General features: G+C 69.3%; 14 protein-coding genes. 10 read left to right on the top strand and 4 right to left on the bottom strand.

Annotation, left to right across the window (positions count from 1 at the left end; genetic code table 11):
* Positions 1–173: 173 nt before the first annotated feature.
* Entirely contained in the window at positions 174–2,141 is a 1,968-nt protein-coding gene (locus ACT54R_RS07630; RefSeq protein ID WP_476325071.1) for a sigma-54-dependent Fis family transcriptional regulator, read from the top strand.
* On the opposite strand, the gene ACT54R_RS07625 is transcribed toward ACT54R_RS07630, so the two are convergent.
* Genes ACT54R_RS07625 through ACT54R_RS07615 form a run of 3 tightly spaced genes read right to left on the bottom strand, consistent with a single transcriptional unit; the run spans position 2,138 to position 7,765 of the window.
* A complete protein-coding gene (locus ACT54R_RS07625; protein ID WP_476325069.1) occupies positions 2,138–5,605 on the bottom strand; it encodes an SbcC/MukB-like Walker B domain-containing protein in 3,468 nt (1,155 codons plus the stop codon). The genes ACT54R_RS07630 and ACT54R_RS07625 overlap by 4 nt on opposite strands.
* Positions 5,602–6,261 carry a DUF4194 domain-containing protein gene (locus tag ACT54R_RS07620; RefSeq protein ID WP_476325067.1) on the bottom strand — a complete coding sequence of 220 codons (660 nt, stop codon included), beginning with the start codon at positions 6,259–6,261 and terminating at the stop codon, positions 5,602–5,604. The genes ACT54R_RS07625 and ACT54R_RS07620 overlap by 4 nt, the downstream gene beginning before the upstream one ends.
* A complete protein-coding gene (locus ACT54R_RS07615) occupies positions 6,251–7,765 on the bottom strand; it encodes a Wadjet anti-phage system protein JetA family protein (RefSeq protein WP_476325065.1) in 1,515 nt (504 codons plus the stop codon). The genes ACT54R_RS07620 and ACT54R_RS07615 overlap by 11 nt, the downstream gene beginning before the upstream one ends.
* A gap of 308 nt (positions 7,766–8,073) precedes the next feature.
* Here ACT54R_RS07615 and ACT54R_RS07610 point away from each other — a divergent pair, with 308 nt between their 5' ends.
* Positions 8,074–10,728, top strand: coding sequence for an ATP-binding protein (locus ACT54R_RS07610; protein ID WP_476325063.1), 2,655 nt, complete (start codon positions 8,074–8,076; stop codon positions 10,726–10,728).
* The gene (locus tag ACT54R_RS07605; protein WP_476325061.1) at positions 10,718–11,881 is read left to right on the top strand and encodes a response regulator; all 1,164 of its coding nucleotides are present in this window, start codon (positions 10,718–10,720) and stop codon (positions 11,879–11,881) included. The genes ACT54R_RS07610 and ACT54R_RS07605 overlap by 11 nt, the downstream gene beginning before the upstream one ends.
* 6 nt (positions 11,882–11,887) lie before the next feature.
* Here the strand turns inward: ACT54R_RS07605 and ACT54R_RS07600 are convergent, their stop codons facing one another.
* Positions 11,888–12,610, bottom strand: coding sequence for a winged helix-turn-helix domain-containing protein (locus ACT54R_RS07600; protein ID WP_476325059.1), 723 nt, complete (start codon positions 12,608–12,610; stop codon positions 11,888–11,890).
* Between the two features lie 268 nt (positions 12,611–12,878).
* Between ACT54R_RS07600 and fmdA the strand changes: the two genes are divergently transcribed.
* The 7 genes from fmdA to ACT54R_RS07565 all read left to right on the top strand — a co-directional run bounded on the left by fmdA (position 12,879) and on the right by ACT54R_RS07565 (position 20,413).
* Entirely contained in the window at positions 12,879–14,105 is a 1,227-nt protein-coding gene (gene fmdA / locus ACT54R_RS07595; protein WP_476325057.1) for a formamidase, read from the top strand.
* Between the two features lie 70 nt (positions 14,106–14,175).
* Positions 14,176–14,694, top strand: a complete 519-nt coding sequence (locus ACT54R_RS07590; protein ID WP_476325055.1) for an AmiS/UreI family transporter — start codon at positions 14,176–14,178, stop codon at positions 14,692–14,694.
* Between the two features lie 52 nt (positions 14,695–14,746).
* Entirely contained in the window at positions 14,747–15,049 is a 303-nt protein-coding gene (locus ACT54R_RS07585) for an FmdB family zinc ribbon protein (RefSeq protein WP_168461669.1), read from the top strand.
* A gap of 40 nt (positions 15,050–15,089) precedes the next feature.
* The gene (locus tag ACT54R_RS07580) at positions 15,090–16,133 is read left to right on the top strand and encodes a LacI family DNA-binding transcriptional regulator (RefSeq protein ID WP_476325053.1); all 1,044 of its coding nucleotides are present in this window, start codon (positions 15,090–15,092) and stop codon (positions 16,131–16,133) included.
* Positions 16,134–16,274: 141 nt separating this feature from the next.
* On the top strand, positions 16,275–17,780 hold the full coding sequence (locus ACT54R_RS07575) for an FAD-binding oxidoreductase (RefSeq protein ID WP_476325051.1): 1,506 nt from the start codon (positions 16,275–16,277) through the stop codon (positions 17,778–17,780).
* Positions 17,770–19,326, top strand: a complete 1,557-nt coding sequence (locus ACT54R_RS07570) for a xylulokinase (protein ID WP_476325049.1) — start codon at positions 17,770–17,772, stop codon at positions 19,324–19,326. Before ACT54R_RS07575 ends, ACT54R_RS07570 begins: the two co-directional genes overlap by 11 nt.
* Positions 19,319–20,413, top strand: coding sequence for an ABC transporter ATP-binding protein (locus tag ACT54R_RS07565; protein WP_476325047.1), 1,095 nt, complete (start codon positions 19,319–19,321; stop codon positions 20,411–20,413). The genes ACT54R_RS07570 and ACT54R_RS07565 overlap by 8 nt, the downstream gene beginning before the upstream one ends.
* Positions 20,414–20,435: the final 22 nt, after the last annotated feature.

The raw sequence follows: 20,435 nt of genomic DNA, 5'->3' as shown, positions 1-20,435 counted from the left end.
GCGGGCACCTGAGGCGGCGGCGCCACACCTGTGGCGCCGCGCGTGCCACACCTGTTGCAGCGTGGCCCTGGCCGTGGCCATCGAGAACCGGGCCTGCCCCTCGGAAAGGCTTGCCGGCGCTTCATTTCGGGGCAACACTCCCATTCAATAAAAAGCGATCTGGGAGGATCGTCATGCGACAGGAGCAGGTCGCGCATATCGACGAGCTTGTGCGCGCGGCGAGCGGCTTGCCCGTGCCGTCACGCGGCACGCGCGATCCGGTCATCATGACGTCCTGGCAGCGCTGCGTCAGCGAGCACAATCTCGATCCGGTGGTGTTGCGCGAGCCGTTGATCCTGCCGTCGACACAGCTGCGCGAACATCAGGACGCCATGGACGAGTTCACCCACACCGCGCGCTTCGGTGTGGAGACGCTGTATCGCGACGTGGCGGGCCTCGGCTACGTGCTGCTGCTCACAGACGCCAAGGGCATCACCGTGGATTTCATCGGGGATCCCACCTTCGATTCCACTCTCATGCGCGCGGGCCTCTATCTCGGCGCGGACTGGAAGGAGCCGAGCGCGGGCACCTGCGCGGTCGGCACCTGCATCGCCACCGGCGAGGCTCTGACGGTCCACCAGACCGATCATTTCGACGCGACGCACATCCCGCTCACCTGCACGGCGGCGCCGGTGTTCGATCCCTCCGGAGCGCTCGCCGCGGTGCTCGACATCTCGGCCCTGCGCTCGCCTCAGCCGAAGGAAAGCCAGCTGCTCGCGCTCCAACTGGTGAAGTCGGTGGCCCACAAGATCGAGACGGCGAACCTCCTCAACCGTTTCCGGGGCGAGTTCATCCTGCGCCTCGCGCCCTCTCCGGAGTTCGCCGACGTGGACCCGCCCTATGTGATGGCGGTGGACAGCTCCGGGCGGATCGTCGGCTTCAACAGCAAGGCCCGCGCGCTGCTGCGGCGTGAGCTGGAGGCCCGTCCGCCCGTCGATGCCGCGCGGCCGCTGGTGGGCCGCCGCCTCGGCGACTTCATCGAGATCGTCCTCGACGACCTGCCGCGCCTCGGCCCGGCGAGCCCGGTGGCGCAGCGCATGGTGCGCCTCGCCGGCACGGGCACGCCCATGTTCGCCCACTGCCAGTTGCCGGCCCGTGTCTCCCCGCGGTCCGAGGCCGCCGCGGCGCCCAGCTTGCCCGCGCCGCTCGCGGGCCTTCATGGCGGCGATCCAGCCATGGCTGCGGTGGCGGCCCGCGCGGCGCGGCTGGTGAACACGCAGATGAACCTCATCGTCTGCGGCGAGACGGGTACCGGCAAGGAATTCCTCGCCAAGGCCATCCATGCCGCCGGCGCCCGCTCTGCGCGGCCCTTTGTAGCGGTGAATTGCGCGGCGCTTCCCGAGACGCTGATCGAGGGTGAATTGTTCGGCTACGAGGCCGGCGCCTTCACCGGCGCGGTGGCGCGCGGCCGCAAGGGGCTGGTGCTGGAGGCGGATGGCGGCACGCTCTTCCTGGACGAAATTGGCGACATGCCGCTGACGCTCCAGACCCGCCTCCTGCGCGTGCTGGCCGAGCGGGAGGTGACGCCGCTCGGCCGCACGCGGCCGGTGCCCGTGAACATCCGCGTCATCGCCGCGACCCACCGCGATCTGCTTGCGGAAGTGAATGCCGGGCGCTTCCGCGAAGACCTCTACTTCCGCCTCAGCGGCGCCGTCCTCACGCTGCCGCCGCTCCGCCGCCGCGCCGATTTCGACTGGCTGGTGGAGCGCCTGCTGGAGGCGCGGGGCAAGGCGGCGAAGACGCGCTTCAGCCTGTCGCCGGACGCGCTCGGCCTGCTGCGCGCCCATCGTTGGTCCGGCAACATCCGCGAGCTGATGAACACGCTCGATTTCGCCTGCGCCCTCGCCGTCGGCGGGACGATCCAATGGGAAGATCTGCCCGAGCGGCTGCGGGAGGCCGAAGGCCTGCCCGATGCGGCGGCCACGGGGCCGGCCAGTTCCCCGCCCCTCCTGTCGGGGGAGGGGGATGCCGCCCGCGACCGGCTCCTCGCAGCTTTGCATGTGCGGAGCTGGAACATCTCCGCCGTCGCCCGCGACCTCGGGGTGGACCGCACCACGATCCACCGCCGGATGCGCCGCTACGGCCTCGCCCGGCGGATCTAGGCGGAAGGGCGCCCGTCGCCGTCCAGAAGGTCGCCCAGCGCCGCCTCCTGCAGGTCCGCATCGCTCAGGTGCTGCGGGTTGGCGGCGCGCATCTTCGCGCGGGCATGGGGCTTGATGCGGGCCGTCTCAGCCGTGACCGTGTTGGCGTGGCGGAACACGTCGACGATGCTGTCCAGATTCTCGTAGACGATGGACCGCTTCTCGGACGGCGCCGCGATCACCACCTGCAATCCGATATGGGCGTAGAAATCCAGCAGTGTGCGCTGGTTCGGCCCGTCCATCTTGCTGAAGGCCTCGTCGAAGACGGCGAGGCCGAGGCCGAGGTCGGGCCGGTCATACTGCTGGCGCGTGCCGTGGTAGATGCTCGCCAGTGCCGCGCCGATGATGACGTAGTACGGCACCTGCCGCTCGGCGCCGCTGGCGACGCCGCGCCGGCGATCGTAGCTGGTCTGCCGGCCGCTGGTGATGTCCTGCATCCTCAGGTCGAAGTCGAAATAGGCGCGGTAGTCCTGATAGGCGGAAAAATCGAGCGAGGGGTCGCCGAGCAACCGCTCCACCTCGGCAAGGGCATCGGCATGCGCGCCGCCGCCCGATGAGGGATCGAACAGCAGATCGAGCAGCGTTTCATTCTCCTCGCTCTCGCGGGCGAGGCGATAGAGGGCGTCGAACGCCTCCTTCGGGCGGAAGTGCAGCGAATAGATCTCGTTGTGCAGCGGGCGCGTGCGCAGCGCGCGGTTCAGCAGGTCCACCTCGGTCCGCAGCGTGTTGAAGCGCGCGTTCAGCTCGTGGACGAAGGCGGTGCGGAAGATGCGCACCACCTGCCGCGCGGCCTCCTCCGCCTGCCGGCGATACTGGATCAGCTCGTTGTTCTCCAGCGCCTCGATGCCCGAGGTCACCCACGGCTTGATGACCGTGATGACCTGGTTCGGCTGCACCACGGGCGCGCCCTCGTCGAGCAGGCGATAGCGGCCGTGGGCCTGGCGGATGTCGCTCTCGCAGGCGCGGTAGTCTTCCCGTGCCTGGTTGGCGCGCTGCTCCAGCTCGCGCACGAAGGCGGCAAGCGGCATGGACCCGCGCGCGGCATAGGTCGGGCGCAGCAAGGCGAGCTGGGCGCGATTGCGCACCCGGCCACGGAACGCGGTCCAGCGATGCCGCAGGCAGGCGCGGGAGCCGACCAGTTCGTGTCCGCCGCCGAGGGTGCGCAGGGCCTCGGCCGCATCGCGTGCCAGCCCGCCGCGCTTCTCCACCAGTTCCTGCTTGTCGCGGGCCAGAGCCTGCCGACGCGCCTTGAGGCCTTCGAGCGCCGACAGCAGCGCCGGATCGATCATGGCGGAGATGCGATCCAGCCGAAGCTGGAGCTGCGCGCGCCGATCGTCCCGCTCGGCGATGTCGATGGCGAGGCGATCGAGCCGATCGGGGGCATCCACCGGCTGAGCCAGCCCCTCGAGGCGCTTGGCGATGTCCTCGTGGAAGCGCTCGATGCCGCGGTGGGTGGCAACGAGGGCGTTCAGCTCGTCGATCTGGCGGCGCAGGCCCTGCTCCATCAGCGGCACGGCCGCCCGGCCGATCTTCATGTCGCGCGTGCGCAGCACCTCGACGACGATCCCGTTGTTGTAGGCGCCGTCGCGCATGATGGCGCGGCCGCCGGCGAGGAGGGCGGGCTGGCTCTCCGCCAGTTCCACCTGCCCGGCGCGGAAGACGATGAAGGCCATCGCCAGCGGGTCGTCGCTGGCGAGCACGCGGGCGAGGGTGCCGGGTGCCGCCTCGCGCGAAAGCGTGGCGAGCCGGCGCGTGTTGGCGACGCGGCAGCCGCGGTACAGGTCCCGCCCGGCGCGCAGGATCTCCACCGCCCGCGCGGCGTGCCCGGCATCGACGATGATGGTTTCGCGGTCGCGCCCGAAGAAGGCTTCTGCGGCCTCGCGCCAGCCCTCGTCCAGCACCTCGGCGACCTGGCACAGGGCGCGCGGGCGCATGCCTTCCCGCTCCAGCGCGGCCATGAGATGGGCGGTCGGCTCCTCCAGGCGGACACGGCCGGTGCGGGCGTGCTCCAGCCTGCGCTCCTGCTCCTGCGCCTCCGCCTCGAGCTTGCGGCGCTCGCCGATGGCCGCGTCCCGGCGCTCGATGACCTTGGCCAGCGCGGCGGCGGCCTGCGGGCGGGCGGCGTCGATCAATGCGTCCATGGCCGAGGGGTCGCGCGGCCAGGCCGGCGGCTCCAGCCCCGCGCTCTGGGCGGCCATCGCCTCCAGCGTGCGCATCAGCTCCCCGAGCTTGAGGGATGCCAGCCGCTCGGCGTGGTCGATGAGGCTCACGCCCCGCGCCGTGGTGAGGAAGCGCGCCCGCAGGCGGCCGAGAACGAGCGTGCGCTCCTGTTCGAGAACCTTCAGCTCGCTGTGGACCACCGAGCGCTGGCTCGCCGCATCCTGGGCCGCGAGCTGGGACTGGAGGCTCTCGATGTCCGCTTCCAGCGCGGCGATTTCCTCATCGTGGCGGGCGATCTCGCGGTCGACGTCGGCGCGGGCGTGGGCGATCTTGCGCTGGCGGCGCAGCCCGGACAGCAGGCCGGCGCCGGCCTCGACGGCGGAGGCGAGGAGGGCGGTGCCCCGGGCCACGTCCTCGCGCTCCAGAAGTTCTTCGAAGCGGTCCACCAGCAGCTTGATCTCGTTGAGCGCCTCCAGCCGGCGCTCCAGGTCGCGGATGTCCTTCCGGATGTCCTGGTAGCGGCCGATGGAGTCGCGCAGCTCGCCGATGTCGATGTCCTTCTTCTCCAGCAGGAACTGGTGGACGAACTGGCCGACGGACCGCATGTCCTCGAACGAGAGCGCCATGACGAAGGCGCGCACGAAGCGCTCCGGGTCGGTGTGACGCCGCCCGGTGAACAGGTGCCGCATGTAGTCGCGGATGAAGTGGCGCGCCGTGTCGGGCCGCGCAAGCTCGCTGCCGGCGGCGCTGCAGGCCTCTTCGAGGCGGCGGCGCGTGGTGGTCCAGGAGGCTGCACGGATCTGTCCGGCCGCGCCCGCCGACCCCTCGTCCAGCGGCTCCACAAGCATGTCGGTATGGATACGCACACCCGGCGCCACGTAGCGCCCGATCACCTGCGCCTCCTCCTGCGAGGAGGCCTCCACGCACAGGCCGATGCTGACCGGCGGCCGCACGCCGTCGGGGTCCTCGAACAGCAGCGCGACGTGCGTGACCGCGGCGTCGCGCAGCGTTTCGCCATCGCCGAGCTGGCCCAGGCAATAGCCGCGCAAGGTGCGCTCCGACCCGCGGCTGCCGCTCTCGCCGGCGGAGCGGTTGAACCTGTAGTAGCGGGCCGAACCGCCCGTCATGACCGTCTGGATGAGATCGATGAGGGTGGATTTGCCGGAGCGGTTCTTGCCGAGCACGGCCGTGTCGCCGGACAGGTCGAGGTCTTCCCGCCCGAACAGGTGCCACTGCACCAGCGAGATTCGGCTGAGCTGCATCATTCGGAGGTCTCGCCCTGCTGTTCGTCGTCCTCGTCCTCGGGTTCGGCCTCGGCAAACTCCGGCCGCGCCACGAGCTGTTCCAGCCGCTCCACCACATCGTCGCCCGCAACGGTGGCGATGAGGGCCCGGATGGTGAGGCGATAGTCCTGCAATTCGTCGTCATATTCGTCGAGCCGGACGATGGCCTTGCGGGCGAGCCCCTCCAGGATGGCCTTGAAGTCGCCGGCCGACAAAGCGGGCCGGCGGGCACGCGCCACCGTGTCCTGGTAGGCGTCATAGGCCTCGTTGAGCGTCGCCAGCACGCTGCCGTGCCGCTCGATATCCCCCTCCTGGATGCCTTCCTCCCACAGCCGGCGCAGGATGAGCAGGACCAGCGTGTCGTCGATCCGGAGCCGCGGCTGCCCGGCCTGCTCGATGTCCGGCAGGATGCCGGCCCAGCCTTCCGATTCCCGCACGACGAGGCGATAGCCTGCGACCTCGAAATAGTCCGCAACGAGCTTTTCCAGATCCGGCCGCAGCAGGCTTTCCATGAGCGCGGCGCCGCCGCGGTCCTCCAGGTGGAGGAATTGCTGGCGCAACAGGTGGCGGATCACCCGCTGCACGCGTTCGAGCAGGCGCGGGTCGCGGCTTTCCAGAGCCGAGAATTCAGCGAGCACGGTCCGCCTCCAGGGTGATGGCATCGTCGGTGCGGACGGCGAGGAAGCCGGCGCATTCCAGCCACGCATTGTCCACCCGCAGCCCTTCCAGCGGCCGGAAGCTGAAGCTGCGCGCGAGATGCGCGCCGAGCGCCGTGCCGGCAGGGGCCTCGCCGGCGAGGACCAGCAGGCGCAGCGCCTCGAAGACGAGGAAGTCGTCCACGGTCTCGATCGGGAATCCGTCCGCCGCCGCTTCGCCGAAGGGCGGCACGCGGCACTCCAGGAAGCGGCTGACCTCTTCCGGCAAGACCGTCAGCCGGTCGAGATAGTCCCGTTCGAGCTTCTTCCGCAATTCGCGCAGCGGGTCGGGCGGCGGCAGCGCGATGGCGCCTCCGACCACCGGCGCGCGGGCCGCCCGCGGCCGGGCGAGCAGGAGCGGAGAGAGCGGCCGCGACATGGGCTCCAGCGGTCCGGCCACGGTGAGGGCCTCCGGCTCCCGCGCGCGCAACGCGTCGAGCCGCAGCAAGAGGGCTTCGCTGCGGGCGAGGAACCCGCCCGTGCGGCGCCCGGCGTAGCGCACCGTATTGCGCAGGCGCGTCTCCAGCCGCCCGCGATGCTGCTGGATGCGGTCGAACACATCATCAATGCGCTCGAACACCCGGCGGATGGTGGCGAGATCGTCGAACACCATATCGCGCGCGCCGGCTTGATCGGCGGCAAGGTGGGCATCGAGATAGGCCTGCGCGACGACGCCGACGTCGCCCGCCGATTCCTCCACCGCGTCCAGCCGCGCCAGAATCCGGTGGCGGTAGCGGTAGGGGTGGGCGGTGGTGTTGATGGCGGTATAGTCCTGCAGGAGGATCCGCTCGACGAAATCCTCGAAATAGAAGCGCAGGCGTTCCCCCACGCTGTCGCTTGTCAGGATCTGCCGGTCGATCTCGCGCAGCGCGGAGAGCACGGAGCGCAGGTAGCGGCCGAACGATGCGGAATCGCGCGCCGCCTTGTGGAGCCCGAGGGCATTTTCGCGGGCGTCGGCCTCCAGGGCGTCGAGCCCGTTCTTGACCTGCACCACGAGGCCGCCGAGCTGGTCGGACACGCCTTCGCGCAGTGTGCAGAGGAACTCCGCGAGCCGCAGGGCCGCCGCCGGCATGTCCAGCGTGACCTTGAGGCCGTAGCGTGTCTCCTCCAGCCAGCCGGTGGCGATCAGCCGGTGGTAGATGTGGCGGGCACGCCCCATGGCGTCGCTGGTGGCTTCGGCGTGGGCTGCATCCAGACCGCGCCGGCGCAGGCGGCCGCGGCGGCCGACCACATGGTCGAGCACCACCGGCTCCTCGTCGTCGCGCCAGAGGGCCGGGTTCTCGCGGAGCTGCTCGTAGATCAGGGCAAGGATGTCCGACTGGGCCGGAAAATTGAGATCGGACCTGAAGAACGCGCGATAGATGCGATCGACCATGATCTCGTAGATGGCGCGGTTCGAGCCCGAGAAGATGGTGAAGATGTCCGCGTTCAGTTGACCAAACAGCATTCCAGGGCGCCTCTTCCGGCCATCGATCGAACGGTTGAGTTCCGCTTGCGGTCCCGCGGGGCGGTTCAGGCTTCGGCGGACCCGATTCTGGGCGCACCAGATTCCGAGCGGCCGGCCCTACGGGCGGATTCGGGCGCAATTCGGGATGAGGCCCATGCCGGTCGCCCCCGCGTTCCAACGCCATAACCGATACCGCGGGGGATGGCGAGGCCGGTGTCCGGCGCGGCCGGCGGGAATTTCGCCGCGGCGGGCTGGCCTCACCGGTAGCGAACCTCTAGCCTTGGGGGCAATAACAAGGTGAAAACGCGTTGGAAACGCCCGAACTGCCCGCTTTGCGGTCCTATCATTCCTGGATCGCCAACGAGACGCTGGAGGACTATTCGCTGCGCTACACGGCGCGGTCCTTCCGGCGCTGGTCGCCCTTCGTCATTGCCAACACGGCGCTCGGCGGCATCTCCTTCCTGGCGCTGGAGACCATCGGCGGCTCGATCACCCTGAACTACGGCTTTACCAACGCGGTCCTCGCGATCCTCGTGGTGTCGGTGTTCATCTTCGTTACCAGCCTGCCCATCGCCTATTACTCCAGCAAATACGGAATCGATCTCGATCTGCTCACCCGCGGGGCGGGGTTCGGCTATATCGGCTCGACGATCACGTCGCTGATCTATGCCAGCTTCACCTTCATCTTCTTCGCCCTGGAAGGCGCCATCATGGCCCAGGCGCTGAAGCTCTATTTCGATCTGCCGCTCGTGCTCGGCTACATCCTGTCGTCCCTCGTCATCATCCCCGTCACGCTCATGGGCATCACCATGATCTCGCGGCTGCAGATGGTGACGCAGCCGCTCTGGCTCGCGATGATGGTGCTGCCCTTCGTCATGATCTGGCTGAAGGCGCCGGACGAGATCGCGGCGTGGACCCGCTTTGCCGGCCGCGACACCGGATCGGCCGGGTTCGATGCGCTGGCCTTCGGCGCGGCGGTCAGCGTCATGTGCTCGCTGGTGGTGCAGATCGGCGAGCAGGCGGACTATCTGCGGTTCCTGCCCGAGAAGAAGGCCGCGAACCGCCTCGCCTGGTGGGGTGCGGTGGTGATGGCGGGGCCGGGCTGGATTGTCATCGGCGGGTTGAAAATCCTCGCCGGCGGGCTGCTCGCGGTGCTGGTGCTCGGCGCCGGGCTGCCCCGTCCGGCGGCGCTGGAACCGATCTACATGTATCTCGTCGCCTACCAGCACGTCTTCGACAATCCGGCGCTGGCCCTGTTCTGCGCCACGCTGTTCGTGCTGGTGTCCCAGGTGAAGATCAACGTGACCAACGCCTATGCCGGCTCGCTGGCGTGGTCGAACTTCTTTTCCCGCGTCACCCACTATCATCCCGGACGGGTGGTGTGGCTGGTGTTCAACATCCTCATCTCGCTGCTGCTGATGCTGCTCGGCATCTTCGAGACGCTGGACGTGGTGCTGGCGGTCTATTCCAACATCGCCATGGCATGGGTCGGCGCCATCATCGCCGACCTTCTGGTGCTGAAGCCGCTCAAGGTCAGCCCCGGCTTCATCGAGTTCAAGCGCGCGCACCTGCACGATTTCAATCCTGTCGGCTGCGGCGGCATGGCGGCGGGCTCGCTCGTCTCCCTCCTCGCCTTCACCGGGGTCTTCGGCCCGGCCGTTCAGGCCTATGCGGCCCCGCTCTCCTTCCTCATCGCTTTCCTCGCCGCCATCGCCATCGGCTTCGGAACGCGCGGGCGCTATTATCTCGCCCGGCCGCCCGTCGATGCCTCGCCGGCGCCGGGCAGCGGTCCGGTCCTGCGCTGCGAGATCTGCGATCACGGCTACGAGCGGGACGACATGGCCTATTGCAGCTTCTACGAGCGGCCCATCTGCTCGCTCTGCTGCAGCCTCGACGCCCACTGCCACGACGCCTGCAAGAAATCCCACCAGGACCTCGAAAGCTCGCGGTCACGCTATTTCGGCGAGGGGTTCCGACGCCGCATCGCGCCGCACATGCCCCAGCGCCTGCTCAAGGTCGGCGGCGTCCTCGTCGCCCTCACGGTGGTGACCGCGGCGCTGTTCCTGCTCACCTACCGGCTGATCGATCCGGGGGCTGAGACGCCGCATCTGGACAATGGCGGGCTGCTGCTGCGGGTGTTCCTCGCCATGCTGCCGCTGCTCGCCATCAGCGCGTGGTGGATCGTCCTGTCCAACGAGAGCCGGGAACTCGCCGAGCGCAATCTCGTCGGCTCGCTGGAGAAGCTGAACGAGACGCGGGAGGAGCTGACGCGCAGCGAGCGCCTCGCCGCCATCGGCCAATTGACGGCAACGGTGAGCCACGAACTGCGCAATCCCCTGGGAACGCTCACGACCTCCGTCGCGGTGCTGCAGCGGGCGGGCACCCTCTCCGGCGAGCGGGAGCGGGGCGAGCTGGACCGCATCCAGCGCAATGTGCGGCGCTGCGTGCGCATCATCGAGGATCTGCTCGAATTCTCCCGTCGGCCCGACGTCAGCATGGTGCCGCTGGCGCTCGATGCCTGGATCGCCGAGCAGGCCTCCGACCTGCGCGCCCTGTCCGGCGTCGAGCTGGCACTGGACCTCGACTGCGACCGCATCATCGAGGCCGATGGCGAGCGGCTGCGGCAGGTGCTCGCCAATCTGGTGCAGAACGCCATGCAGGCCGTGCTGGAACGGCCCGCCGGGGCACCGCCCGGACGCGTCGCCATCGCCACGGCAGCGGAGGGCGAGCGGGTGCGGATCACCGTCACCGACAATGGCGTGGGCATGAGCGAGGAGGTGCGCCGGCGCCTGTTCGAGCCGCTGTTCAGCAGCAAGCCGTTCGGGCTCGGCCTGGGCCTCGCGCTGGTCAAGCGCATCACCGAGCGCCACGGCGGCAGCGTTTCCATCGCTTCACAGCCGGGCGCGGGCACGCGCGTGGACATCATTCTCCCCGCCGCACGGGAGCACGCGGATGCCTCGTAGGGCGGAGCGACGCGTCCTGATCGTGGACGACGACCAGGACTTCGCCGGCAGCCTCGCCGCGCTGCTGGAGATGGAGGGATATGTGATCGCCGTCGCCCATGACGGCGCTGGCGCGAAGGCGCGGGTGGAAGCCATGGCGGCGGAGGCGCCGGGCGTCGCCCTCGTGGACATCCGCCTCGGGCGCGAGGATGGCGTGGCCCTCGCCACGGAGCTGGGCCGCATCCGGCCGGATCTGCTGGTGGTGATGGTGACGGCCTATGCCTCCGTCCCCACCGCGATCCGGGCGTTGCAGGCGGGGGCCTATGACTATGTCTGCAAGCCGTTCGATCCCGATGATCTTCTTGCCACCCTCGGCCGCTGTTTCGATCGCCACGCGCTCGCCCACGAGCGGGCGCAGGCGGAGGAACTGCTGCGCCGCAGCCGGAGGCTGGAGGCCATCGGGCGGCTCTCGGCGGGCATCGCGCACGATTTCAACAACCTCCTCGCGGTGGTCGGCGGCAATCTCAAGCTGCTGCAGGAGGAGGTGCTGCGCGAGCCGCCGGGCGATCGCACGGTGATGCGGGAACTCGTGGCGGATGCGCTCGGCGCGGTGGAGGAAGGCATCGTCGCCAGCCGCCAGTTGCTCGCCGTGGGCCGGGCGCAGCCGCTGCTGCCGCGCCTCGTGGACATCGCCCCTGTGCTCGATCAGGTGGTCCACCAGGCGGGGGCGGTGGTTGGCCCCGGCATCGCGCTTCATCGGGAGGCTGCGCCGCAGCCGTGCGCCGCCGTCGTCGATGTGCGCCAGTTGGAGGCGAGCCTCCTCAACCTCCTGCTCAACGCCCGCGATGCCCTCGAAGGGCAAGGCGTCATCCGCCTCGCCGCCGAGCTGCGCGAACTCGCACCCGGCGCGCCTGAGCTTCTGGAGGACATGCCGGCCGGTGCCTATGTGGCGCTGGTGGTGGAGGATGCCGGCTGCGGCATGGCGCCGGATGTCGTGGAGCGGGCATTCCATCCCTTCTTCTCCACCAAGCCGGCGGAGAGCGGCAGCGGCCTCGGCCTCGCGACCGTCTACGGCTTCGCGCGGCAGTCCGGGGGCAACCTTGTCATCGAGAGCGAGCCGGGCGCCGGCACCCGAGTCACGCTGCTGCTGCCGGCGGTTACGCGCGGCGCTTGAGAACCCTCAGTGCGGCGCGGGCGGGGTGAAGACATAGCCTTCCCCGCGCACGGTCTTGATGATCTCCCCGCCGCCGCCGTCCTCCAGCTTGCGCCGGAGCTTGCCGACCAGCACGTCGATGCTGCGGTCGAACGGCGCCCATTGCCGGTTGGCTACGAGGTCCAGCATCTGGTCGCGGGTGAGCACGCGGCCGGGCCGCTCGGCAAGGGCGGCCAGCAGGCGGAATTCGTGGCTGGTCAGCGCCACGCGGGTGCCGTCCACTCGCGTCAGCTCGCGGCGGTCGAGGTCCAGCCGGAAGACGCCGAACACCAGGTGATGGCCCGCCGGCGAGGCCGGGGCAGGGGAGGCGGCGACCGATGCGGGGGTGGCGCGGATGGCGCCGTTGGCGCGCCGCAGCAGCGCCCGCACGCGGGCGAGCAATTCGCGTGGCTCGAACGGCTTGGTCACGTAATCGTCCGCCCCGAGTTCCAGGCAGACGATCTTGTCCACCGTCTCGCACTTGGCCGAGAGCACGAGCAGCGGCATGTCCCAGCCGGCGCGCACGGCGCGGGCTAGGGAGAGCCCGTCCTCGCCGCGGGGAAAGGTAAGGTCGAGGATGATGAGATCAAAGCGCGTCGCGGCCAGCGCGTCGCGCATGGCGCTGCCGTCCAGCGCGAAATCGGCGCAGAAGCCCTCCCGCGCCAGGAATTTGGTGACGAAGCCGCACATCCGGCGGTCGTCGTCCACCATCAGGATTCTCGGACTGCGCGCAGCCTCGTTCATCATCCCGCCGTGCACCCTCGCGCTGAGCTTCTGCTTCGCCTCCGGATCATAACGCGGCTTGCGCGCGATAGGCGCAAGAGCCGCCGCCGCTTACAAAAATTTACATGAGGCGCACGGCAAACGCCGAAAGCCGCTTACATGGGCTTCCTAGCCTCCGGGCAGGGTGCGGGCGTGGCGGCTTCAAGGCTGCCCGCAGAGCGGCGCGAAGGCCGCGGCACCCTCCAAGGAGGAAGCCATGGCAAAGACCGTCTTCAAGATCGATCTCAGCAAGAAGCCCGAGCAGCAGACCATCAAGACGCACAATCGCTGGCATCCGGACCTGCCCATGGTCGAGATGTTCAAGCCCGGCGACGAGTTTCGGGTCGAGTGCTACGACTGGACCGGCGGGCAGATCGGCAACAACGACAGCGCCAACGACGTGCGCGACGTGGACCTGACCAAGGTCCATTATCTCAGCGGACCGTTCGGCGTTGAAGGCGCCGAGCCGGGCGACCTGATGGTGGTGGACATCCTCGACATCGGCCCCATCGAGGGCTCCGAATGGGGCTTCAATGGCCTGTTCGACAAGCAGAACGGCGGCGGCTTCCTCACCGAGCACTATCCCGAGGCGGTGAAGTCCTGCTGGGACTTCCACGGCATCTACACCACCTCCCGCCACGTGCCGAAGGTGCGCTATCCCGGCCTCATCCACCCCGGCCTGATCGGCTGCCTGCCCGATCACAAGCTGATGGCCGAGGCGAACCGCCGCGAGGCCGCCCTCGTCGCCACCAACCCGCAGCGCGTGCCGCCGCTCGCCGCGCTCCCCTATGCCGACACGGCCCTGATGGGCCAGATGACCGGCGCCGCCCGTGACAAGGCGGCGGCTGAAGGCTGGCGCACGGTGCCGCCCCGCGAGCACGGCGGCAATTGCGACATCAAGAACCTCTCGCGCGGCTCGCGCTGCTATTTCCCCGTCTATGTGAAGGGCGGCGGCCTCTCCATGGGCGACATCCACTTCTCCCAGGGCGACGGCGAGATCACCTTCTGCGGCGCCATCGAGATGGCCGGGTGGATCGATATCGGCGTCGGCCTCATCAAGGGCGGCATGGCGAAGTACGGGGTCATCAACCCCATCTTCAAGCCGAGCCCCATTGACCCGCATTTCGACGACTACCTCATTTTCGAGGGGATCTCGGTGGATGAGCACACCGGCGAGCAATACTATCTCGACGCCCACGTCGCCTATCGCCGCGCCTGCCTCAACGCCATCGAGTACCTGAAGAAGTTCGGCTACTCGGGCGAACAGGCCTACACCATCCTCGGCACCGCGCCGGTGGAGGGGCGTATCGCCGGCATCGTGGACATTCCCAACGTGTGCGCGACGGTGGCCATCCCCACCAAGATCTTCGAATTCGACATCAACCCGAATTCCACCGGCCCCACCCGGCAGGTCTCGGGCGTCGACGTGGCCCGCGCGAGCTGAGGTCCAGGCACCATCTCCGTAACCCCTGGCGCCCCGGCCGCGCGACCGGCCGGGGCTGAGGAGATCCATCATGCTGCTTGGACTTGGCCTGCTCTATGTGGGCGCGGTGCTGGTGCTCAACGGCCTCTGGCTTCTGGGCAAGATCGAGGACCGCGAGATCATTGTCGTGAACGTGGTGTCGGGCGTGGTGACGCTCGCCATCTCGCTGTTCTGGGCCTTCAACCCGGCCGCGGATGCGGCCTCCATCAAGGGCGCCGCGCTGACGCTCCTGTTCACCGCCACCTATTTCTGGGTGGCCTACAACCGCGTGACCAAGGTGGACGGGCGGGGGCTGGGCTGGTTCAGCCTGTTCGTGGCCATCACCGTGGCGCCGGTGGCGATCCAGTCGTTGCGCGGGGCGGACAGCCCCATCGGCCTCTGGATGGGATGGAACTGGGTGGGCTGGGGCCTGCTCTGGTTCTGCTACTTCGTGCTGTTGACGATGAAGCAGCCGATCCTGAAGTTCACCGGCGCCTTCACCGTTCTCATCGGCATTCTCACCGGCTGGGTGCCCGGCCTTTCGCTGCTGCAGGGCTGGCTCAACCCCTGACCTTTCATCCGGGCGGCCCGCGGGCCGCCCGTTTCCTCCCCGGGAGACCACGATGCCCCTCTACACTTATGCCTGCGAGGCCTGCGGCCCCTTCGACGACTGGGGTTCCATGAGCGCGGCGGAACAGCCGGCCTGCTGCCCCAATTGCAGCGGCGAGGCCCCGCGCGAGATGGCGATGCCCCGCCTCAGCACCATGAACGGCAAGCTGCGGCGGGCCATCGACCGCTCGGAGAAGACCTCCGCCGAGCCCAAGGTCGTCAAGCGCGAGCACCTCGCCGGCTGCGGGTGCTCGCTGTGCGCCACCCGCAAGAAGCAGCCCACGCCCATCGAGCGGCGTTGGTCGCTGGGCCACTGATGCCGCCTGTCCGCCTTGCAAAGACGCCCGTGCCTGGAGGATGGTGGACACGGGAGATCTGGCGGGGGGCTCCGGCGGGATGGCGCGGGTGACATTGGCGGATGTGGCGCGGGCGGCCGGCGTTGACATGTCGACGGCCTCCCGCGTGCTCAGGGGCGAGGCGAGCCAGCGGGTGCGGGAAGAAACGCGCGTCCGCATCCTGAAGATCGCCGAGGAGATGCAGTATCTCGCCAATCCGCTGGCCCGCGGGCTTCGCACCCAGCGCACCGACACGCTCGGAATCGTGGTGCCCCAGCTCGACAACCCGGTCTTCGCCTCGGCCATCCGCGGGGCGGAGCTGGCGGCGGCGGAGCGCGGTTACTCGCTGCTCATCTCCCACCGCGAGCCCGGCGAGACGGCGACCACCATCGCCAAGATTTCCCGCACCAACCGGGTGGACGGCCTGCTCGTCGCCAGCCTCGACGACGACGAGGTGCTGCGCACGGATCTCGCCGCAGCGCGTGTGCCCTTCGTGCTCATGAACCGCGTCCTGCCCGGCGCGCCGCTCTCCGTGGTGCTGGACAGCCGCGCCGCGGCGCGCAAGGGCGTGGAGCATCTGACCGCCCTTGGCCATCGGCGCATCGCCCACCTCGCCGGCCGGGAAGGCGGCTTCAATGCCCGCGAGCGCCTGCAGGGCTATCGCGATGGGCTGGCGGCGGCCGGCCTCGCCTTCGATGAAGCGCTGGTGGGCGTGGCGGGCTACACCGCCGAAGGCGGCACTCAGGCCATGCGGGCGCTGCTGCCGCAACATCCGACCGCGGTGCTGGCGGCCACCCTTGTCTCCGCCGCCGGCGCCATGGCGACGCTGCACGAGGCGGGCCTGCGCATTCCCGAGGACATCTCGGTCATCGGCCTGCACGACGCGCCGTTCGCGGCCATGCTCTATCCCGCCCTGACCAGTGTCGCCATGCCGACGGAGGAGATGGGCCGCGTCGCCGCCGGCCTCCTCATCCGCGCCCTCGGCGGGGAAGACCCGGCGCCGGTCGCGCCCCTGCCGCCCGGCGCCCTCGTGGTGCGCGGCTCCACCGGCCCGGCGCCTCATTGAATATCACCGCTTGACGCCCCCAGCTTTGTCTGACAGCCTTGAACAAACGATTGTTCAAGATCGAAAACGACGATGGGAGGACGCCAGCATGGGAGCCCGCAAGGGATCGCATCGCCGTGCCTCTCGTCCAAAGAGGTGCCCATGACCGGTCCAGCCGCCGCCCAATCCAATATCGCCGAAGCTGAAGGCTCCCACACGCCGGGCGCCGATTTGGGGCTGGTGGAGGCCCTCGCCGCGCTGGTCGGCCGCGACAACGTTCTGACCGGCGACGAAGACCGGCGCGCCTATGCTCATGACCGCCTGCCCTTCGCCAATTTCCGCGCCCGCACCGGCCGGCTCGCCGGCGTGATGCCGCGCCTCGCGGTGCGGCCCGGCTCGGCGGACGAGGTGGCCGCCATCGTGCGCCATGCGCGGCAGAACGGCATCCCGCTCATCCCGTTCGGCAATGGCTCCGGCGTGCTGGGCGGCGCCATTCCGCTTGCCCACGAGGTGATGGTGGACCTGCGCCGGCTGGACAAGATCGTCTCGGTCGATCCGCAGAATGCCATGGTCACCGTCGAGGCCGGGATGAACGGCGCCGAATTCGAGGCGGCGCTCAATGCCGAGGGCTTCACCTGCGGCCACCTTCCGCAGTCCATCGAGATTTCCACGGTGGGCGGCTGGGTCGCCTGCCGGGGCGGCGGACAGGCCTCCAGCCGCTATGGCAAGATCGAGGACATCGTGCTCGGCCTCAAGGCGGTGCTGCCGGATGGACGCCTGCTGGAGGTGCGCCCGCTCGCCCGTCGCTCGGTCGGACCCTCCATCCGCGACCTGATGGTGGGCGGCGAAGGTGCCTTCGGCATCATCACCGAGGTCACGCTCCGCATCTGGAAGAAGCCCGAGGTGGAGCGCGGCGTGGTGCTGGCCTTCCCCTCGCTGGAAGCCGCGTGGGAGACCGCCCGCCAGATCATGCAGGCCGAGCTGCGCCCGACCATTGCCCGCCTCTACGATGCGGCGGAAAGCGCGGAGCGCACGCAGGGGCTTGAGGCGTTCGCGGCCAACCCCATTCTCGGCATCTTCGTCTTCTCCGGTTCCGAACCCATCGTGAGCGCTGAAGAGGACATGAGCCTCGCCATCGCCAGGGCACAGGGCGCGGTGGTCGCGCCGGACGGGCCGTACCATCACTGGAAGGAAAATCGCTACGTCGCCTATTCGCAGAAATGGCAGGCGGCAGGCTATTACAACGACACCATCGAGGTGACCGGCAACTGGTCGGCGATCCCCGGCATGTATGCCGCCATGGAGGCTGCCGTGCGGGCCATCTACCCCGATATCCATTTCGGCGCGCACTGGTCGCACATCTATCCGGAGGGCGCCTGCCAGTACATGACCATCCGCCTGCCTCCCATGCCGGAGCAAGAGGCGCTGCCGCTCCATGCGCGGCTGTGGGAGGCGATCCAGTCGCTGACGCTGGACCACGGCGGCTCCATCGCCCACCATCACGGAGTCGGCGTGTTCCGCAACCCGTGGCTGGCGCGGGAGCTGGGCGTCGGCCTCGACGTCCTGCAGGCCATCAAGGACACGCTGGATCCGGGCAATCTCATGAATCCCGGCAAGCTGGGCCTGCGCCCGGCCGCCGGAGCGGTGGACGTGCGCCGTGGCGGCTGATCTCCTCATCGGTATCGATCTCGGCGCGGGGGCGCTGAAGACCAGCGTGATCCGCCTCGACGGCACGCTGGCAGGCGAGGCGTTCGCGCCCATCGCCACCTCCGCCCCCTATCCCGGCTGGAGCGAGCAGGACCCGCACGACTGGTGGCGCGCGGTGTGCGAGACCGTGCCCCGCGCGCTCGCCGCCGCCGGCGCGTCGCCGCGCGATGTGCTCGCCGTTTCCTTCTCCGCCGGCGCCCATACGCAGGTGCTGGAGGACAAGGACGGCGCGGTGATCCGCCCTGCGATCCTCTGGAACGACCAGCGTTCCGGCCCCGAGACGGCGGACCTGCGCCGGCAGTGGGACGCGCGCATCCTGGAGATCGGCGCCAACCGCGCCAATCCCACTTGGACCTTGCCGCAGATGCTGTGGCTGCGCCGTCACGAGCCGCAAGCCTTCGCCCGCGTGCGCCGGCTCTACGTGGCCAAGGACTGGCTGCGCTCCCGCCTCACCGGCACCTGGGAGACGGACACCATCGACGCCGTCGGCACGCTGATGGCGGATGCGTCCACCGGCGGCTGGTCGCCCGAATTGTGCGCCATGATCGGCTGGCCGCTGGAGACGTTGCCGCCCATCGTCGCGCCCAAGACGGTGGTGGGCACCGTGACGGCGGAAGCCGCGCGCCAGACTGGCCTTGCCGAGGGCACGCCCGTGGTGTGCGGCACGTCCGACACGGCCGCCGAGACCTATGGCGCGGGCATGACGGGGGAGGGGCTCGGCGTGGTGAAGCTCGCCACCGCCGCGACGGTGAGCGTGCTCTCGCGCCATCCAAGGCCGGACTTCACCGTCATCAACTATCCCCACATCATGCCCGACCACTGGTATGTGATTGCGGCCACCAATTCCTGCGCCTCGGCCCACAAATGGCTGCGCGACACCTTCTTCAAGCGCGCGGGCGAGGACGGTGGAGCAGTTTTCACCGAGATGGACCGTCTCGCTGCCGCCGTACGTCCGGGGGCGGAAGGCCTGTTCTTCCACCCCTATCTCAACGGCGAGCGCAGCCCCCATTGGGATCCGCTGCTCCGCGCCGATTTCGTGGGCATCGGCTTCAACCACGGGCCGGGCCATTTCGTGCGGGCGCTTTATGAGGGCATCGCCTATTCGCTGAAGGATTGCCTCGTCGCCCTGCGCGCCAAGGGGCTAGACTTCTCCACCGCCCGCCTCACCGGCGGCGGGGCGAAGAGCGCGCTGTGGCGGCAGATCGTGGCCGATGTTCTGGATGTGAAGGTGGAACTACCTGCGGTGGCGGAAGCCTCCTTCGGCGCGGCACTGCTGGCCGGCCTCGGTGTCGGGGCCTATGCCGACGAGGCGGATGCGGCGCGCCGCGTCGCCATCGTTTCCACCGCCACGCCCGATCCCGAGCGGGCCGCGCTCTATGCGCGCGGCCACGGGCTCTATGGCGAGATACAGGCGGCGCTCGCCCCCATCAACCATCGCATCCACGCCTTCGTCGCGGACGCGGCATCCGGCGCCGCGGCGCGTCGGGATGAGGTCACCCATGGCTGAAGTCAGGCTCAATCAGGTCCGCAAGGCCTACGGTGCGCAGGTGGCCGTGCACGGGGTGGACCTCACCATCCGCGACGGCGAGTTCGTGGTGTTCCTCGGCCCCTCCGGCTGCGGCAAGTCCACGACGCTCCGCATGATCGCGGGGCTGGAGGAGATCACCACCGGCACCATCGAGATCGGCGGGCGGGATGTTACGCGCCTCGAACCGAAGGACCGGAACATCGCCATGGTGTTCCAGAACTACGCGCTCTACCCGCACAAGACCATCTACGAGAACCTCGCCTTCGGCCTGCGCATGCGCAAGATGGACCGGGCGGAGATCGACCGCCGGGTGAAGTCCGCCTCCGCCATGCTGGGCCTCGACCCCTATCTGGAGCGCAAGCCCAAGCAGCTCTCCGGCGGGCAGATGCAGCGCGTGGCGCTAGGCCGGGCTCTGGTGCGCGACCCGGACGTGTTCCTGCTGGACGAACCGCTCTCCAACCTCGACGCGAAGCTGCGCGTGCGGATGCGGGAGGAGATCGCCCGGCTGCACCAGGAGGTCGGAACCTCCATGGTCTACGTTACCCACGACCAGGTGGAGGCGATGACGCTCGCCAACCGCATCCTCATCATGCGCGACGGCCATGTGCAGCAGGTGGGCGCGCCGCTGGAGGTGTACGACCGGCCAGCCAATCTGTTCGTGGCGGGCTTCATCGGCTCGCCCGAGATGAACCTCATCGAGGGACATCTGGAGCGCGGCGCGCTCAAGGCCGGCGGCCTCTCCATCGAGCTGCCGCCGGGCGTCGCCGCGGCGGAGGGGACACCGCTCGTTCTGGGCGTCCGGCCCGAGCACATCGGCGTCGGCGAGGCGCCGGGCGCGCACGCTTTTCAGGTGGCGGTGATCGAGCAGCTCGGTGCGCAGACTTTGTGCATCGGCGAGGTCGCGGGTGTGCGCCTGCGGGTAATGCTGGACCGCACTGACGCGGTGCGCAGCGGCACCACCCTTCCCATCCAGTTCCGGCCCGGCCGGCTGCATGTCTTCTCCAAGGAAACCGGAGCGCGGATCAACTGCGCCGACACGGATGTGGGGCGGCGTCCCGCCGCCTGAATTTGCCGAGTGAAAACAAGAA

The organism is Xanthobacter sp. DMC47, assembly GCF_056313845.1.
The sequence above is the reverse complement of the archived record's forward strand: the minus strand, read 5'-3'. Positions and strand labels throughout refer to the sequence as shown.

What these genes read in the sequence shown, in the direction of transcription:
- ACT54R_RS07625 (WP_476325069.1), bottom strand. Translation starts at nt 5,605, where the DNA reads ATGATGCAGCTCAGCCGAATCTCGCTGGTGCAGTGGCACCTGTTCGGG.
- ACT54R_RS07580 (WP_476325053.1), top strand. Translation starts at nt 15,090, where the DNA reads ATGGTGGACACGGGAGATCTGGCGGGGGGCTCCGGCGGGATGGCGCGG.
- ACT54R_RS07565 (WP_476325047.1), top strand. Translation starts at nt 19,319, where the DNA reads ATGGCTGAAGTCAGGCTCAATCAGGTCCGCAAGGCCTACGGTGCGCAG.
- ACT54R_RS07590 (WP_476325055.1), top strand. Translation starts at nt 14,176, where the DNA reads ATGCTGCTTGGACTTGGCCTGCTCTATGTGGGCGCGGTGCTGGTGCTC.
- ACT54R_RS07600 (WP_476325059.1), bottom strand. Translation starts at nt 12,610, where the DNA reads ATGGTGGACGACGACCGCCGGATGTGCGGCTTCGTCACCAAATTCCTG.
- fmdA (WP_476325057.1), top strand. Translation starts at nt 12,879, where the DNA reads ATGGCAAAGACCGTCTTCAAGATCGATCTCAGCAAGAAGCCCGAGCAG.
- ACT54R_RS07585 (WP_168461669.1), top strand. Translation starts at nt 14,747, where the DNA reads ATGCCCCTCTACACTTATGCCTGCGAGGCCTGCGGCCCCTTCGACGAC.
- ACT54R_RS07630 (WP_476325071.1), top strand. Translation starts at nt 174, where the DNA reads ATGCGACAGGAGCAGGTCGCGCATATCGACGAGCTTGTGCGCGCGGCG.
- ACT54R_RS07615 (WP_476325065.1), bottom strand. Translation starts at nt 7,765, where the DNA reads ATGCTGTTTGGTCAACTGAACGCGGACATCTTCACCATCTTCTCGGGC.
- ACT54R_RS07605 (WP_476325061.1), top strand. Translation starts at nt 10,718, where the DNA reads ATGCCTCGTAGGGCGGAGCGACGCGTCCTGATCGTGGACGACGACCAG.
- ACT54R_RS07575 (WP_476325051.1), top strand. Translation starts at nt 16,275, where the DNA reads ATGACCGGTCCAGCCGCCGCCCAATCCAATATCGCCGAAGCTGAAGGC.